The sequence below is a fragment of the Streptomyces sp. NPDC002206 genome (genome assembly GCF_053593595.1).
The window spans coordinates 1-15,489 of the sequence record NZ_JBSFCW010000041.1 but is presented as its reverse complement, the minus strand read 5'-3'; the positions used below and the strand labels follow the sequence as shown (position 1 = coordinate 15,489).

Genomic DNA, 15,489 nt, shown 5'->3' with positions numbered 1-15,489 from the left:
GGCCCTATGCACGAGTAGTGGGACCAGGAATAGGTTCCGTGAGGCTGCTCAGGGGGCCCAGTTTCGGTGACGTAGTGTTACCTGGGACGGTGGTCGACGTTCGGGACGGGCGCGGAAGCGGCCTCGGTATGCGGGAGAGCGAAGCCGATCGGGGCCGCGTTCCTGCGGGAGGCGGCCTCTCCTCCCCGGGACTCCTTCGTCCAGGGCGTGTGTACCCACTGGACGGTGATCTCCATGGCGTGCCCCTGCCGACTCGACGAGGAACTCACCCTGTGTCCTTTCTCAGGAATCACCGGGCCTGTCCAGCAGGCCCTGGCCGTGCCGGCGGGCGGGTGGCGGTGAGGAGGACGCGTTTGCGGAGGAGCGGGACTCCCGTACGCCTTCAGCATCGCCGTGTCTGCGAGGTCCAACCGCTCGGCGAAGGCGGCCCAGCCTCAGATGCCTGAGCCCAGGAACTGTCCGGGCGCGGGCACGACGTCGCCACTCGACAGGCCGTGCAGGTAGAGCAGTGCCGGCACCTTGCTGATCTTCGGGGACCGGCGGCACCTGGGCGGCAGGATCGCCGAGGCGAACCGCCTGCGCCCCCGGCCGCCTCATCGATGCGCTTGTCGTTCACGCACGGGGCCTTGACCTCGACCGGCCCTGCGGCAGTGGTGACCGGTCGCGGCTGGTGGTAGTCGTTGCCTGTTACCGCTGGTGGGCAGCCGCGCACCTGGACCAGGCCCGCCGGGTGGCCTGGCTGCGCCTGATCGTGTCCCGCTCAACCTGGCTCCGGCCGGCCGCGGCTGCCGAGGAGATCCGCGCCTACCGGGCCGGAAGCCAAGCAGAAGGACGAGGCTTGGCTGATAGGGCCGATGCAGCCAAAGTGCGCCCCGTATTCATTGCCGGGTGGGAGAAGTTGGCGAGGCGGCGGGGCGGTGGAGCAGTCCAGTGACCAGTAGGTCGAGGTGTCGGCTGAGCATGGTGGCGAAGTCGATGCGGGATCCGGCCAGGCGCGGGTCCTGGGTCGCCGCCAGGACGGTGGGGGAGGGGTTGGCGAAGGGCCACAGGCCCGCGACGGCGACGGTGCACAGGGCGGCCAGTTCCCGGGCGGCGTCATCTCCCAGTTCGGGAATTCGGTCACTGACCAGGTCGGCGAAGCGTGCCTGCGCTTCCAGATTGGACAGCTTGAAGTCACGGACGGATTCGAGGGAGACGTTGCGTTCCAGGACCGTGGCCAGTGCGCTCCACAGCTCGCACAGCAGCGGCCGCTGCGCCAGGGAAGCCGCGAGCGCGCTGCAGACGACACGATGTGGCGCCGACTGGGCGGGCGGAAGGTCGCGCTCGAGGGTGTCCAGCCACTCCTGCTGGGAGCGGCGCAGGAGTTCGAGGAAGACCGCCTCGCGGGTCTCGAAGTAGCGCACGACGTTCGTCTTCGACAGCCCGACCCGGCGACTGAGTTCGCGCAGGCTGATCTCCGCGATCGGCATCTCACCAAGCAGGGCCTCGGCCGCGTCCAGAATCGTCTGCTTGCGAATCTCGATCTGCTCCGGTCGCCGGGCCCGTTGGAATGCGGTGCTCTCGTTCTGGCTCACGGCCTTCCTCCTCGGTATGGCTCGCGTTCAAAATAGCAGACCCATTGGCCTCTTGTTAAAGGTCCAGTGGGTTGTTACCTTGAATGACATAGAGGGCCATTGGTCTCTTATTCGGTGGCCCTGCCGTCTCACGAAAGACACACCCCCCATGACCTCTTACGGCAAGCTCTTCATCGGCGGACGCTGGACCGAACCTGCGGGCTCCGAGGCGATCGAGGTGCGCTCTCCGCACGATCAATCGCTGGTGGGCCGGGTCCCAGGCGCATCCGAGGCGGACGTCGACCGGGCGGTCGAGGCCGCGCGGCAGGCCTTCGACCACGGGCCCTGGCCACGGACGACGCCGAGCGAGCGGCGCGCTGTCCTCGCTCGGTTCAACGAACTGCACACAGCCCGCGGCCAGGAACTCGCGGCGCTGGTCACCTCCGAGAACGGCACCCCGCTGTGGTTCACCGGATTGCTGAGCACGGCATGGAGATCGCCCGCCGTGTCCGTACGGGAACGTTCTCCGTCAACGACGCCCACGCCGCGTTCGACGGGCCGTTCGGCGGCTACAAGGCCAGCGGCATCGGCCGTGAATTCGGGTTCGTCGGACTGGGCCAGTACGTCGAGATCAAGGCGATCAGCAGCTGACGCGGCCGAGCGGAACAGCCGGGCAACCGGCCGGACGTGACCCGCTCACCGGAATGCGCGGAAGAGGTACCGGCCCTGGCCATTTCGTCGCACGGGCCGGCCCCGAACCACCTCCACCCGGGCAAGGCCCGCAGTTTCTAGTCCACCGGCTCCACCTGTGAACAACACCGCTTGCGAGGCGCCGTCCCTTTGTGTGGTGCCATGCGAATCGGGAAGAAGAGAGCGAACCAAGATGATCGTGTACGACAAGCTCTACATCGGCGGCGCCTGGACCGCCCCCAGCTCCCCTGAACTGCTGGAGATCCGTTCTCCGCACGACCAGTCCGTTCTGGGCCGTGTCGCACAGGCCGCTCCGCAGGACATCGACCGGGCCGTGGCCGCGGCACGAGCGGCATTCGACAACGGACCGTGGCCGCGGACGGATCCCAAGGAGCGGCAGGAGATCATCCGTCGTCTCAACGCGCTGCGTGAGGCGCGTGCTGACCAGATCGCCGCGATGATCTCCGCGGAGAACGGCTCGGCCGGCTGGTTCACCAAGATCGGCCAGCCGTTCCTGACCCGGCAGATCAACTCTTATCTCAAGGCCGCCGAGGAGTTCGGCTGGGAGGAGATCGTCGATCCCTCCGATCCCGCGGCTCCGTACGACACCATCGTGCGCCGGGAGGCGATCGGCGTGGTCGCCGCGGTGATCCCGTGGAACTCGCCCTTCTCGGCGGCATTGGCGAAGCTGACCCCGGCGCTGCTGGCCGGCAACACCGTCGTACTGAAGACCTCGCCGGAGAACTCGCTGAGCATGATGATGCTTGCCGAGTTGTTTGCCGAGGCCGGCATTCCCGAAGGCGTGCTCAGCATCCTGCCCGCCGACCGCGAGACCAGTGAGTACCTGGTGTCGCACCGTGATGTGGACAAGATCGCGTTCACCGGTTCCACCCGGGCCGGCCGCCGCATCGCCGCGATCGCCGGCGAGCAGCTGAAGCGGGTCAGTCTCGAACTCGGCGGCAAGTCCGCCGCGATCATCCTGGAGGACGCCGACCTCGGCAAGGTCGTCCAGGGGCTGAAGTTCGGCTCGCTGGCCAACAACGGCGAGGCATGCATCCTCCAGACGCGCATCCTCGCGCCGCGCAGCCGCTACGAGGAGGTCGTCGCCGCGCTCAAGGAGCTGGTGGAGTCGCTGAAGGTGGGCGACCCGGCCGACCCCGACACCTTCGTCGGCCCCATGATCCGCCCGGATCAGCAGGAGCGGGTGATCTCCTACATCCAGGTGGGCATCGAGGAGGGCGCCCGACTGATCACCGGCGGCACGCAGATCCCCGCGGGGCTGGAAAGCGGCAACTACGTCACCCCGACCCTGTTCGCCGACGTCGACAACAGGATGCGCATCGCCCAGGAGGAGATCTTCGGCCCGGTGCTCGCCGTCATCGCCTACGACGACGAGGACGACGCGGTCCGGATCGCCAACGATTCCGAGTACGGTCTGTCCGGCGGCGTGTGGTCCGCCGACCCCGATCGAGCGCTGGAGATCGCTCGGCGAGTGCGTACCGGCACCCTCACCATCAACGGTTCCCCGATGAGCTTTGACGGACCGTTCGGCGGCTACAAAGCCAGCGGCATCGGCCGCGAGTACGGCAAGGTCGGCCTGACCGGATACGTCGAGCACAAAACCATCACCCGCGTCCGCTGAGGCTGCCGAAGCGCCGAGCCGGGCAAAGAGCCGGTCCGTTCCGCCCTTCCCCGGCTCGGCGTTCGCGTCGTGCACGAAAGCAGGGCCACCATGGTCTCCGCGCCCGCTCGTGCGATCTTCGCCGTGCTCGCGGTCGGCGCAGGTGTGTCCGCCCTGCACCAGTCCCCGTAGGAGCGCTCGGCTGTCCGATTCCCGGCCGGGCATGGCCGACCAGCTGACCAGGAGCCGTCGCCGCTCGGTGTGACGAGCGCCGATACGTCCACCTCGGCACCGCAACTGCCCCGCGCCTCATCCGGCTCCGATCGTGGTCGAAGAGACCTTTCCTAGCGGGCCTGGCCCGCCGGTACTGCCTGCTTGACGCCGGCAGCATCCAGCAAGGCCGCTGCCGTGATCACGCCGATGCCGGCGAGTGCCTGGGACTGTACGACGACCCGGGCGCTCGCGCCGTCGAAGACGATCGTCAACTGCACGGCCAGGCTCTCCGGATCCTCAGCCTCGGCGGCGACGAGCTCGGCCCGGAAGAAGTCGGTCAGGTGCTGCTTGAAATGGCGCGCGACCACACTGCCCGGATGCCCGGGGTCCTTCAGCTCCACCGCTGCACTCACGAACGGGCAGCCAAGGAAGTTGCCCTCGGCAGTCATCTGGTCCTGCCGCTCGAACACGGTCAAAATGCGCTCGCGCGGCGAACGCCCGTCGTCCGGGCCCGGTAGCAGGGCGGCCTGGTATGTCGGGCCGCGGCTGGCGAGGCTCTCCGCGATCACCTCGTCCTTGGACCGGAACAACTGGTACATCGACTTCTTCGAGACACCGGCGGCCTTGCACAGCGCATCCACGCCGATGTTCATGCCGTCGCGGTAGAAGAGTTCGCCCGCCGCTTCGAGCAGTCGCTCGCGGGGTGTCGCCGAGGTCGTCATGTCATCGAGGGTACCGGCTGGGCTTGCAGTCGAAAACAGATCGGTTTACGGTAGTGGAAACAGATCGGTTTCCATCTTTGTCTGGAGTCAAAGTGACCACTCTCGAAGGCGCCGTCGTACTCGTCACCGGCGGCAACCGCGGTATCGGCAAGGCGATCGTGGACGAGCTGCTCGCCCGCGGCGTGAAGAAGGTCTACGCCACCGCCCGGAACCCCCGGCCGAGCACCGACACCCGCGTCGTACCGCTGGCTCTGGAGGTCACCGACCCGGCCTCGATCGAGGCGCTGGTGGCGGCCGCGCCCGATGTCACCGTGCTGATCAACAATGCCGGCGGCAGCTCACCGGACACCTACCTGGACACACCGATCGAGGACATCAGGAACGTATTCGAGACCAACTTCTTCGGCCCGCTGAATGTGACCCGGGCCTTCGTCCCGGTGATCGAGCGCAACGACGGCGGCCACATCCTGAATGCGCACTCGGCACTTTCCTGGGTCGCTTGGCATGGCGCGTACTCCGCCACCAAGGCCGCGTTCTGGCTGCAGACCAACGCCATCCGGCTTGAACTGCTGGACCGCGGCATCGGCGTGACGGGCCTGCACATGGGATACGTCGACACCGACATGACCGCGGCGGTGACCCAGCCCAAGTCGAAGCCGGCCGACATCGCCAAGGAGGCACTGGACGGGATCGAGAAGGGCGCGTTCGAGGTGCTCGCCGACGAGACCTCCCGTCAGACCAAGGCCGCCCTGTCCGGCGACATCACCGACCTCTACCCGCAGCTCAGGGCCTGACCGGCGGCCGTCCAGCGCGCCGTCGCAGCACGTAAGGAGCCACCGGGACGTACAACATCGACCACTGCGTTCCCGCAGCATGGCCATCCGGATCACGAGAGAAACTCAAGATCGAGTCGGCGAGCAGGCCATGGCCACGCTGAATGGCTGGTGGCTCGTGCGGAAGCTCAGCTGCAGCAACAGCATCACCGCATTCGTCAGTCGTCGATTCCACCTCCATCCGTGGATCTGACGACTGACGGTTCAGCTGCATGCGAAGCCGAGCAGGTCGTTGTTGATCTGTTCGGTGAATACGGGCACCATCGCGAGGCCGTGAGGGGCGCCGGGGTAGACGTACGTCCCCGGCCAACGTGCTGCGCCCGCCGACCGGATGGGCCCGTCAGTCCGAGGAAGTGGTGTGGTGCGGCGGGCGCGGACCGCCGCGCCACAGGCGCTCTGTTGTCGGGTGTTCGGTGGGTCAGCTTGCGCTGCAGGTGACCGTTGGCCAGGTCCAGGCGCCGTTGGTCTGGATCGTGGTACCCCAGTTGTTGCCGTTGCCGTTGCGGTTGCTTCTCCGGGGAGGGGACTTTCATGCTCACGGTCCAGTTGCTGAAACCGGAGACTGCGACGTTCAGGTTGTAGCGGTCGCCGTACTTGTCGCCTGCGGAGAGCGTCGCGATGCCACGGGCTTCAAATCGCCTTTCGCGTCGGGCCGCCGAGGGCTAATGTTCGGGCGGCGAGTGACCCACACGAGGAGCTGAGACATGCCCGGTCGTCCGAGCGCGCGTTGACGTCGTAGGCCGTGATCGGCCAGTCATCGCGTGCTGCCCTGATACGCGGCACGGCGAGCCTCCCCTGCCTGAACCGTCGGCGCACCTGTCGTGCGCCGGGTGGCGGGGCCCCGTCTTCGGCAACCCAAGGGGTCTCTGTGCCGTCCGCTTCCTCCGCTGTATCCGATATCGGTCGAACCGATCTGCCAAGCCTGTGGCGGGACGGCGACTTCCGCAGGCTCTGGGTGGGCCAGACGGCCTCCCAACTCGGCGAGCACGGGAGCCTGGTGGTCCTGCCGCTGATCGCCGTGCTGACGCTCGACGCGGACGCCGACCAGCTGGGCGTCCTCCGCGCGGCGGGTCAGGCACCGATTCTGCTGCTCGCACTCTTTGTCGGCGCGTGGGTGGACAGGTGGCGGACCCGTACGGTCATGGTGCTGGCGGACCTCGGCCGAGCCCTGGCGCTGGGCGGAGCCGCTGTGGCCGGCCTCCTCGGTGGGCTCGGCCTGCCGGCGCTGCTTCTGGCAGCCTTCGCCGTCGGTTCCCTGTCCGTGTTCTTCGATGTGGCCTACCAGGCGTCTCTCGTACGGCTGGTGACACGCGATCAGCTCGTGCAGGGCAACAGCGCGCTCGAAGGCAGCCGGTCAGCGGCCCAGATCGGCGGCCCTGCCCTCGGCGGCGCGTTGGTGTCACTGCTGTCGGCGCCGATCGCCGCCGCCTGCAGCGCGCTGTTCTTCGCGCTGTCGTTCCTGTCGATCCGGCGGATCCGTCGCCGCGAATCGGTCCCGGAGCGCTCGAAACGTCCCCTTAGGGTCTGGCGGCGGATCCATGAGGGCCTCCGTTTTGTCGTCGGCCACACCTTGCTGCGGACCGTGGGCCTCGCCTCGGCCGCCTTCCAGTTCTCCTTCGCGGCCATGATGACCGTCTATCTGCTCTTCCTGCCGCGGGAACTGCACCTGTCGGGCACCGCCGTCGGGTTGGCGCTCGCGGCGACGGGGCCGGGCGCACTCGTGGGCTCGCTGCTTGCGGCCCGTCTCCCCAGCCGGTTCGGCTACGGCGTGGTGCTCGTGTCCGCGGCGGCACTCGGCGACGGCGTGCTGCTCTGCGTACCCGTGCTTCACGGCCCTTCTGCGGTGACGATCCCCGCGCTCGTGGCGGTCAACTTCGTGTTCGGGACCTTCGGTCAGTTGGTGAACGTCACGGTCATGGCCGTCCGGCAGGCCGTCACCCCGGACGGCATGCAAGGCCGCGTGGCCGCGACGATCACGTTTGTCGGCATGGGCCTGACCCCGTTCGGCTCGCTGCTCGGAGGCTTTCTCGCGGGGGAGTGGGGGGTGCGTACCAGTCTCCTGGCGACGGCCGGCGGTATGATGCTGTCCCCAGTGCTGATGGCTCTGTCCCCGCTCGCACGCCTGGGGCGGGCGCTTCCGGATATCGGCCAGGCACGGCCTGCTGTTCTCAACTGCCCCTTCAATGACGGCTAGGCACTTCAGAGGTCCAGCGCCGCCGCCAGCCGTCGCCACTCCTCCCGGGGCAGTCCGGCCCGGTCCTCGCCCGTGGCCAGCAGTTGTACGGCGACGTGGTCGGCGCCTGCGTCGAGGAAGGCGTCGATCTGCTCGCGCACCCGTTGCTCGTCGCCCCAGCCGAACAGCGCGTCGACCAGTCGGTCGCTGCCACCGTCGGCCAGGTCCTCCTCGGCGAAGCCGAGCCGGAGCCAGCTGTTGGTGTAGTTGGGTAGCTGCAGGTAGAAGGCCAGCAACTCACGGGCGGCAGCCCGCGCGCGGTCCGGGTCGGCTTCCAGGATCACGGTGAACTCGGGGGCCAGCAAGGGCCCCTCACCGAGCGTCTCTCGGGCCTGCGCCGTGTGCTCGGGGGTGACCAGGTACGGGTGGGCGCCCGCGGCGCGGTCGCGGGAGAGCTCCAGCATCCTCGGGCCGAGCGCGGCGAGCACTCGGCGGCCGACCGGGACCCCGGCGGCGTCCAACGCGTCGAGGTAGCCGGTCATGGCCGCGTACGGGCGCTTGTACTGGTCGGCGAGCTTCGCATGGCTGACGCCCAGCCCCAGCAGGAAGCGGCCGGGGTGGGCGTCCTCGAGGCCGGCCCATCGTTCGGCGGTGTCCTGCGGTTCGTGCTGCCAGATGCTGAGGATGCCGGTTGCAATGGTGATCGACCGGGTGGCTGCGATCAGCGGCGCCGCGTGCTCCACGCCGCTGCTGCCGCCGAGCCAGAGGGCGCCGTAGCCGAGCTCCTCCAATTCCGCCGCAGTTTCGGCGCGTTCGGCTGCGCCGGAGGGATCAGGGTCGCGCAACCCGGTGTTCCACAGGCCGTACCGGCCGATTGCCTGCGCCTGCGTGCTGTTGCCGCTGAACCCCATGGGCCCATCTCCCGCCCTAAGGTCGACGGAAGCGTGACGCCCGTCGACTGAACTTAAGTTTGACGTCCGTCGTACCAAACCACGCGAAGTGATCTCCGTATTCCGCCGGGCGGCGGCGTGTCCTTCCCGTGCGGATACGGATCCGTCCATGTGAAGTTCCGTCGCATGTGCGTCGCCTGGGACTTGGCCTGTCGGAGTCCCGCAAGCTGCTGTGTTGTCGCCGCCGGCGACGCACTCTCGGAACTCGAAACATCGGTGCTCAGCCGCAGCGGCGAGCGGCGACATGTCTTTCCGGCCCGGACCGCGAAGGAAATCGGCCGGGGCTGTGGGTGGCGGCACTGCAGAGTCGGAACCGCCTTCGCGTAGGGCGTTGCCATCTGTGTGTAGCCGGCGCGCGGAAAGGAGGACAGGGCGTCTTCAAGCACCCCCCAGTGCGGCGTCCCGAGCCGACGTGCCCCTGTTGCGCAATGCCCGTAGGAAGCGGGGTCGAGCTGCGCCTGGTCCGTCGGCGGGTGGGTCTTCGGACCGGTCCTGCGCTCACGGGATGGCGCACAGTTGCAGCGTCTGCGTTGCATGGCCGGCCGGTACCGTCCGGAGTCCCGGCCAGGTCAGAACCTTACGCGGGCCGACGGCGAAGGTTGGTGCGACGCTGGGAGGAGGTGAAGCCGGTAGGGAGCGGGCGGTGTCATTGAGCCTGGTAACGGTTCCGGCCCCCGGTTGTCGTACCGGTCGGAGCGCAAGTGGCGGCCAGTGGTTTGAGGTGTCCGGTGAACCGTGGGAGGAAAACCCATGACATGCACAACGAGAAGTGGCACGACCAAGGTCTCGTCCATGTTGCTCGTGGCGGGTGTATTGGCCGGAGGCCTGCTGACAGGCGCCGGCCCCGGGGCAGCGGCAGATGGGCCCGCCCTCCGGCGCGCCCCGGTTGCCCCGTGCACGAACACCCAACTCGTCGCGGAAAGTGCGCAGCGGATGGGGGCCAGCCAGGTAGGGGTCACTGTCATCAACCAGGGCCCGAAGCCGTGCGTGCTGAAGGGCTTTCCCACCGTGGCTCTCGCCGGGCAGGGTTCGCCGGACAGGAATAAACCCCTCAATGTCGTGCGTCAGGGCCAGGAGAAGTCGGTCCAGCTGGCGGCCGGGGACCGGGCCTCGACACAACTCTCCTTCACACCGGTTCTTGGTGAGGCGGGCGGGTACTGCACCTCCGGTGCCGAGCCTTTCGTCGCGCCCTCGATCGTGGTGGGTGTCGCCGGCGGCAGGCAGCAGCTGGCGCCGGATGATGGCGGCGACTTCGCGCTCTGCGGCAACAGCGTCCGTGTCACCGCCTTCCGCGCTGCCGGCTCCTGACCTCTCTGGCATTAGATGTGGCCTGTGCCGGGGAGGATCGCTGATGGGTATCAGGACGAGCGCTCGCGCCATAGCATGAACCCTGCACGGACGGAACCGAGTTGGTGCGACTGGGGAGCTGGACGTCCCGCCGGTGAGCTCTTTGGAGCTGCCGAAGTCCGACGGGAGCGCGTCCACGGGTAGCTGCGTGGGCAGGGCACGTACAGGCGAGGCGCCGGCCCGCGACCTCTGCGATCTCTGCGGCTGTACGTCGTACATGCTCCGGGTCGAGTCGCGAGCTCACACCTCCCACATGCGGCAGGTTCTGGAGCTGCTGCATGCTCCCGCCACCGAAGTCCAGGCAGTAGCAGTGGACTTCGGACGGCGTGTGGGTGAGGGCGAGCGCGCAGACGACGGTCCGCAGCAGCGTCGACCTGCCCGTCTGGGGTGCGCCGACCACCAGGCCGTGCCCGGCCGCGCCCGAGAAAAATCTGCCGCACCTGGAGTATCCCGCGCTGGGACAACCGCCCAAGCCGACGCCGGGCTCGCACCCACCCCGGCATCGTCCGACGGTCCCCACCGCGACCCGATCCGAGATGGGAGGTCGGGCCGCGGTGGGGGAGCGCTCGTCAGGCGGGCCGCAACTCGAACCAGTCGAAGGCCGCACTGCCGTGTGTGGCGTACATACCGATGACGCGGCCGGTGAAGCCCCCGGCGACCTCGGTGGTGAGGTAGCGGCCGTCGAGTTCGGCGAGGATCTCGAAGTCGCCGCCGGCCGTCTCGAACCCCAGACGGAGAGTATCGGGGCCGCCGACGCGGAGGCCGGGCGGGACGGCGGCCTCCGGATCCGTGCCGCGGAACGTGACGGTGGGTGGCAGTACGTCCGTGGTGGTGACGTCGATCCGCAGGGTCAAGGGGCCGGACGGCACGGTCTGTTCGGCGATGGTGTGGCACAGCGGACCGATTCTGGCGACCGCGCGGACCGTGCCGTTGCCCGTCTCCACCTGGTAGTGATGTGCCTCGTCCAGCCGTACCGCGAGCCCGCCCCGGCCGCCTTCGCCGACTTCGACCAGCGTGCGCGCGCTGCAGTCGGGGTCGCGCTGGCGCCGTCCCACGAAGAGCGTGCCGGGCTTGTCGAGGCTGTCCGCGCGGGCGTGCAGCACCAGGTGGCCCGACCGCTCGTCGAGGCGGACGGCGGTCGGATCCTGCCGTCTGAGCGACACCCAGCGGGGTGTGAGCGTGGTGGAGTCGAAGTCGTCCCGGTGCGGTTCGTGCGGCCAGGGATGTGGCGGCAGCGCCGGAGCCGGCGCGCGCAGCTCCAGCGGTCCGGGCAGCGGCCACTCGTCCTCCCACCGCACCGGTACCAGGAACGTCTCCCTGCCCAGACCGTGGTACATCGGTGTGTCACCGCGGGGCCTGGTGCCCAGCAGCACCATCCACCATGTGCCGTCGTGCGCCTGCACCAGATCGCCGTGGCCGGTGTTCTGCACCGGGTGGTTGGTACTGCGATGGGACAGCACGGGATTGGCCGGGTGCGGTTCGAACGGCCCCGGCAGTGTGCGGGCCCGGGCCACGGACAGGGCGTGCCCGCGTTCCGTGCCGCCTTCCGAAAGCAGCAGATACCACCAGTCGCCGACGCGGTACAGGTGCGGGCCCTCGGGATACTGCAGCCCGCTTCCCGACCACATCGCCACAGGCTCGCTCAACAGTTCGCCTGTCTTCGGCTCGATGCGCACCCCGCGGATGCCGTCCGACGAAAACACGCACCAGCAGTTTCCCTCCTCGTCCCAGGCGAGGTCGGGATCGATGCCCGGTACGTCGACCGGCACCGGGTCCGACCACGGTCCCGCGGGGTCTTCCGCGGTCACCAGGACGTTGCCCGCCCCGGCGACCACGGTCGTGATCAGCCAGAACCGGCCGTCGTGGTGCCGCAGCGTGGGCGCGTACACCCCTGTCGAGGACGGGGCCGTGTCGGGCAGCTCCAGCTGTGAGGGCCGGTCCAGCGCGTGCCCGATCAGCCGCCAGTGCACCAGGTCACGGCTGTGCCACAGGGGTACCCCGGGTACGTACTCGAAGCTGGACGTCGCCACGTAGTAGTCGTCGCCGGCCCGGCAGACGCTCGGGTCCGGACTGAAGCCGGGTATCACGGGATTGTCGAAGAACGCCATGTCCGTCCTGAGGTGTGTGGTCGGGCCGCGGGGAACTTCCCGCGCGGGGTCATGTAGTCCGGCGGATGGCTGTCAGGCCGTGAAGTTGAAGGCTGCGAGCCGGAGTCCGCCGGTGAGCATCAGGTGCAGCCGGGGGACGCCTGGTGGGTGGGTCGCCGGGTCGGCGGTGGCCGTGGTCCAGGTGTAACGGTCGCCAGTGCTCGGGATTGGCAGGGACGCACACTTGGACGGTCACCATGCCGGGGCGGCTGCCCGTGTTTGCCACGGTGGCCGAGATCGTGATGTTGCGGTCAGGGGAGGTGCACTGGCTGCTTCGCCCAGCCAAGCCACGGCGTGCAGGGCCGCGGTGCCCGTGCGGAAGGCGCCGACGCTCAGTCGGGGGGATGCGGCGTGTTGATGCAGCCTCTCGATCCGCGCGGCCGGGCTCAGTCGGGACAGCAGGTCCTTGACGCGGTCGGCGAGGGGGCGGCAGCGGTCGCGAAACGAGAGCCGGTCCGCGGGCGCCTCGGAGGGCAGGTCGGCAGGCATGGAGGCGGAACTCACAGCGGGAAACTCCCTACGCGTGCGGCGGTCGGCGACGGCTGGTGGCGACCGGGCGCGGCAGAGTCGAAGCGGGCCGCACGACCAGGATCGTTGAAGCGCTTCGAAATTGACATATGGGCCAGCGAGATGTCAACAGTTCATCAGAGTCCCATGAATTGCACCTACTTAAGATCTGAATGCTTCGCCTGATCTCTTGTCCATGCGGTAACCCGTCGCTATCCTCGCCGTAGCATCGAAGCGCTTCGATGATCATGATCAGGCAGCTGAAAGCTTCGTGATTCTTTGAAGCGTTCTCACTTCATCCGACCGACCAGTGGGCGGGATGGAGGTGAGGAGGCTCGGGTTGGCGCAGGCGGTCCTACACGACCTACGCGAGTTCCGCGATCCGGTCTCGGCGCAGTTCGAGACCGATGTGCTGGCCGGGGTCGCCCTCGCGCGGGCCTCTGTGGGTCTGGCGGACGGCACAATCCGTGGGATGCCGGCCAACTTGATCAGTTGGGGTCCTGGTTCGGCCGATCACTGTCACATGTAGCCGGCCGACGCCGACTTCGGGAAGCTGCTGCGAGGCTGGCCGAGCGGCATCTAGCCGGACCGCGCGCGGGCGCTGCCCGGACCGACCTCGACCCTGCCCCGGCCTTGGGAAACAAGGGAACAGCCGTTGGCGGTAAAGGATGGGCTTGGACAGCGGTGGACCCCGGCGGGTGCCGGGGGGCGTCGTCCCTGACCTCCCCTATGCGGAGGGCCCGAGGATCTCTCGGATGACGTGCCGGGCGTTGGCTGAAATGATCGGATTGGTCGTCCGGTAGTACGGAAGTTGGATGACCGCCATGGACAGCGCCCAGCCCCGGCTGCGGGCCCAGGTTGCCTCGTCCACATCCACCGCCTCGCGGTATACCCGTCGCGCCGAGGCGGGCAGCAGGTTCCAGGCCGGGATGAGGTCGGTGGCCGGCTCACCCATCCCCACGGTGCCGAAGTCGATGATTGCCGAGACATGGTCGCCGGCGAGCAGCAGATTGCTCGGCATGAGGTCGGAGTGTGTCCAGCAGGCCGGGCCCGTCCACAGTGGTGCCGCGAGCGCCTCCTCCCAGGCCGCGGTGATCTCGTCGGCGTCGAAGGGTTCGGCGGTGCGGCGCAGCGCCTCGATCGCCGCCCGCATCTCCTGATCTTCGGCCATCAGCGGGTCGCCCCGGTGCGCGGGTGGACCGCCGGGGAGATCGACCTTGCGGATGGCGACCGCGAACTCCGCGAGGTCACGGGCCACGAGCTCGGGCTCCGCCAGGTCCCCCTCGACCGGGTTGCGGCCTTCGATCCACCGGTGCACCGCCCAGACGAGGGGATACCCCTCACCCGGGGCGCCGGTCGCCACCACATCCGGGATCGGCAGCGGCAGCAGCGGCGCCAGCCGGGGGAGGAACCGTGCCTCCATCGCGATGGCCTCGGCGCCGCCGGGTCGTAGTGGCAGCCGGACGGTCAGGTCCTCGCCGAGCCGGTAGATCGCGTTGACCGTGCCTCCGGAGGCGAGCCGGGTGATCGGCAGATCCGCCCACTGGGGGAACTGAGCGCGCAGCAGCCGCCGGACCAGGTCGGCGTCGGTGTCCGCTTCGTCCGCGTGCATCTTGCCCATGTACCCACCAGATCTCTCGGTTCCTGCCGTGATCGTCGCATAGTCGGACCATGCCTCAGAGTCCATATCCGGGGCCCACGTTGCCGGAGCAGTGCCAGTGGTGGAAGCCGGTCCACGTTGTCGAGGTAGAAGAACCGCTTCAACTCTGGCTGCGTCCGTTCCTCCACGAATCGTCCGTACCATGCCGACGTGTTCTTACGAACGATCTCTGTTCGCTCATACCAATGAGTGGCCGTGTCGTCGCGGGGCACTGGGCGACCAATCAGTCAAAGCCACACCTACGTCATGAGCACTTTCAGCCACACCCAGGCCCCCGGGTCTCCCGCTCGTACGAAGGACCGGAATCAACCCGCCAACAAGGTAAGGAGCACTTCCGCTGGCCACTCTGAGCACCGAAGTTGGTCGCCCCGAGCCAAAGGCTGAGGGGTTCATCGGTCGCTGGGAGTAGGTCCTGCGCCTCAGGCGCGCTTCGCGCCTGCTTGGCTAGGGTCGGTCCTCATGGAGACCACGGGAATCGTTCGCCGCCAGACGGCGGAGCGTATGCGCGACGCTCTGGAGCGGCTCGTTACCGAGCGGGATGTATGGGTGTCGACGGCTCACCCTGATCACGGGCCGCACCAGGTGCCGCTGTGGTTCTTGTGGGATGGGCGAGCGGTGTGGATGTGCACCAGCGCCACTTCCGTGACTGCGCGGAACGTCCGCAAAGAGCCGCGCGTGCGCCTGGCGCTACCGGACACCTTCGACGTGGTGCTCCTCCAGGGTGAGGCAGAGTGCTTCCCGGACCAAGAGGTGCCCGGAGGCGCAGCGGAGGCGTTCGCCGACAAGTTCGGGTGGGATCCACGCGTGGAAGAGGGTTCCTTTCTGTATATACGAGTGGTCCCGAGGACTGTGCGCGCTTGGCGCGGCGAGCCGGAACTACGCGGGAGAGTCATCATGCGTGACGGGATGTGGCTGGAATAACGGCCGTCCCTCGCCGACGCGCGTCTCTCGGATCACGATCTACAGCTGGAGTATTTGCCCTTCAGTTGGAGATCGACTGGTCCGCTGTAGTTCGGTGATCTGTCGGTGCGGGTAACTGGCCGGTATGCACGCGAAGTTGCTGGATGTGCCGC

13 protein-coding genes and 4 pseudogenes are annotated in these 15,489 nt (G+C 68.3%); 7 read left to right on the top strand and 10 right to left on the bottom strand.

Annotated features, from left to right (window positions below; genetic code table 11):
• Positions 1-77: 77 nt before the first annotated feature.
• From ACWCP8_RS36545 to ACWCP8_RS36535, 3 genes and pseudogenes are all read right to left on the bottom strand, one after another.
• On the bottom strand, positions 78-269 hold the full coding sequence (locus ACWCP8_RS36545; RefSeq protein WP_451120616.1) for a hypothetical protein: 192 nt from the start codon (positions 267-269) through the stop codon (positions 78-80).
• A gap of 171 nt (positions 270-440) precedes the next feature.
• Positions 441-691, bottom strand: a pseudogene (locus ACWCP8_RS36540) (IS256 family transposase); the annotation flags it as partial.
• 187 nt (positions 692-878) lie between these two features.
• Positions 879-1,574 (bottom strand): TetR family transcriptional regulator, encoded by a 696-nt coding sequence (locus tag ACWCP8_RS36535; RefSeq protein WP_451120614.1) that lies wholly within the window; start codon positions 1,572-1,574, stop codon positions 879-881.
• Positions 1,575-1,590: 16 nt separating this feature from the next.
• On the opposite strand from ACWCP8_RS36535, the pseudogene ACWCP8_RS36530 reads away from it, so the two are divergent.
• The 3 genes and pseudogenes from ACWCP8_RS36530 to ACWCP8_RS36520 all read left to right on the top strand — a co-directional run.
• A pseudogene (locus ACWCP8_RS36530) lies at positions 1,591-2,010 on the top strand (aldehyde dehydrogenase family protein); the annotation flags it as partial.
• A gap of 32 nt (positions 2,011-2,042) precedes the next feature.
• Positions 2,043-2,204: an aldehyde dehydrogenase family protein gene (locus tag ACWCP8_RS36525; protein ID WP_451120612.1), complete on the top strand. Its 162-nt coding sequence runs from the start codon at positions 2,043-2,045 to the stop codon at positions 2,202-2,204.
• A gap of 232 nt (positions 2,205-2,436) precedes the next feature.
• Positions 2,437-3,885 carry an aldehyde dehydrogenase gene (locus tag ACWCP8_RS36520; protein WP_451120610.1) on the top strand — a complete coding sequence of 483 codons (1,449 nt, stop codon included), beginning with the start codon at positions 2,437-2,439 and terminating at the stop codon, positions 3,883-3,885.
• Between the two features lie 323 nt (positions 3,886-4,208).
• On the opposite strand, the gene ACWCP8_RS36515 is transcribed toward ACWCP8_RS36520, so the two are convergent.
• Positions 4,209-4,799, bottom strand: a complete 591-nt coding sequence (locus ACWCP8_RS36515; RefSeq protein WP_451120609.1) for a TetR/AcrR family transcriptional regulator — start codon at positions 4,797-4,799, stop codon at positions 4,209-4,211.
• Between the two features lie 92 nt (positions 4,800-4,891).
• Between ACWCP8_RS36515 and ACWCP8_RS36510 the strand changes: the two genes are divergently transcribed.
• Positions 4,892-5,593 carry an SDR family oxidoreductase gene (locus ACWCP8_RS36510; RefSeq protein WP_451120607.1) on the top strand — a complete coding sequence of 234 codons (702 nt, stop codon included), beginning with the start codon at positions 4,892-4,894 and terminating at the stop codon, positions 5,591-5,593.
• Between the two features lie 243 nt (positions 5,594-5,836).
• Here the strand turns inward: ACWCP8_RS36510 and ACWCP8_RS36505 are convergent.
• A pseudogene (locus ACWCP8_RS36505) lies at positions 5,837-5,926 on the bottom strand (alpha/beta fold hydrolase); the annotation flags it as partial.
• A 124-nt stretch (positions 5,927-6,050) separates the two neighbouring features.
• Positions 6,051-6,249, bottom strand: a pseudogene (locus ACWCP8_RS36500) (hypothetical protein); the annotation flags it as partial.
• A gap of 251 nt (positions 6,250-6,500) precedes the next feature.
• On the opposite strand from ACWCP8_RS36500, the gene ACWCP8_RS36495 reads away from it, so the two are divergent.
• Positions 6,501-7,826: an MFS transporter gene (locus ACWCP8_RS36495; protein WP_451120605.1), complete on the top strand. Its 1,326-nt coding sequence runs from the start codon at positions 6,501-6,503 to the stop codon at positions 7,824-7,826.
• Positions 7,827-7,831: 5 nt separating this feature from the next.
• On the opposite strand, the gene ACWCP8_RS36490 is transcribed toward ACWCP8_RS36495, so the two are convergent.
• Complete coding sequence (locus tag ACWCP8_RS36490) at positions 7,832-8,716, bottom strand: LLM class F420-dependent oxidoreductase (protein ID WP_451120603.1); 885 nt, start codon at positions 8,714-8,716, stop codon at positions 7,832-7,834.
• Between the two features lie 789 nt (positions 8,717-9,505).
• On the opposite strand from ACWCP8_RS36490, the gene ACWCP8_RS36485 reads away from it, so the two are divergent.
• Entirely contained in the window at positions 9,506-10,063 is a 558-nt protein-coding gene (locus ACWCP8_RS36485) for a DUF4232 domain-containing protein (protein WP_352269920.1), read from the top strand.
• Here the strand turns inward: ACWCP8_RS36485 and ACWCP8_RS36480 are convergent.
• The 3 genes from ACWCP8_RS36480 to ACWCP8_RS36470 form a co-directional block, all read right to left on the bottom strand.
• Positions 10,035-10,622: an FtsK/SpoIIIE domain-containing protein gene (locus tag ACWCP8_RS36480; protein ID WP_451120601.1), complete on the bottom strand. Its 588-nt coding sequence runs from the start codon at positions 10,620-10,622 to the stop codon at positions 10,035-10,037. The genes ACWCP8_RS36485 and ACWCP8_RS36480 overlap by 29 nt on opposite strands.
• A gap of 49 nt (positions 10,623-10,671) precedes the next feature.
• Positions 10,672-12,210, bottom strand: a complete 1,539-nt coding sequence (locus ACWCP8_RS36475) for a glycoside hydrolase family 43 protein (RefSeq protein WP_352269919.1) — start codon at positions 12,208-12,210, stop codon at positions 10,672-10,674.
• Between the two features lie 1,273 nt (positions 12,211-13,483).
• A complete protein-coding gene (locus ACWCP8_RS36470) occupies positions 13,484-14,368 on the bottom strand; it encodes an aminoglycoside phosphotransferase family protein (RefSeq protein WP_451120658.1) in 885 nt (294 codons plus the stop codon).
• Positions 14,369-14,875: 507 nt separating this feature from the next.
• Between ACWCP8_RS36470 and ACWCP8_RS36465 the strand changes: the two genes are divergently transcribed.
• On the top strand, positions 14,876-15,337 hold the full coding sequence (locus tag ACWCP8_RS36465; RefSeq protein ID WP_266990077.1) for a pyridoxamine 5'-phosphate oxidase family protein: 462 nt from the start codon (positions 14,876-14,878) through the stop codon (positions 15,335-15,337).
• Positions 15,338-15,489 lie beyond the last annotated feature (152 nt).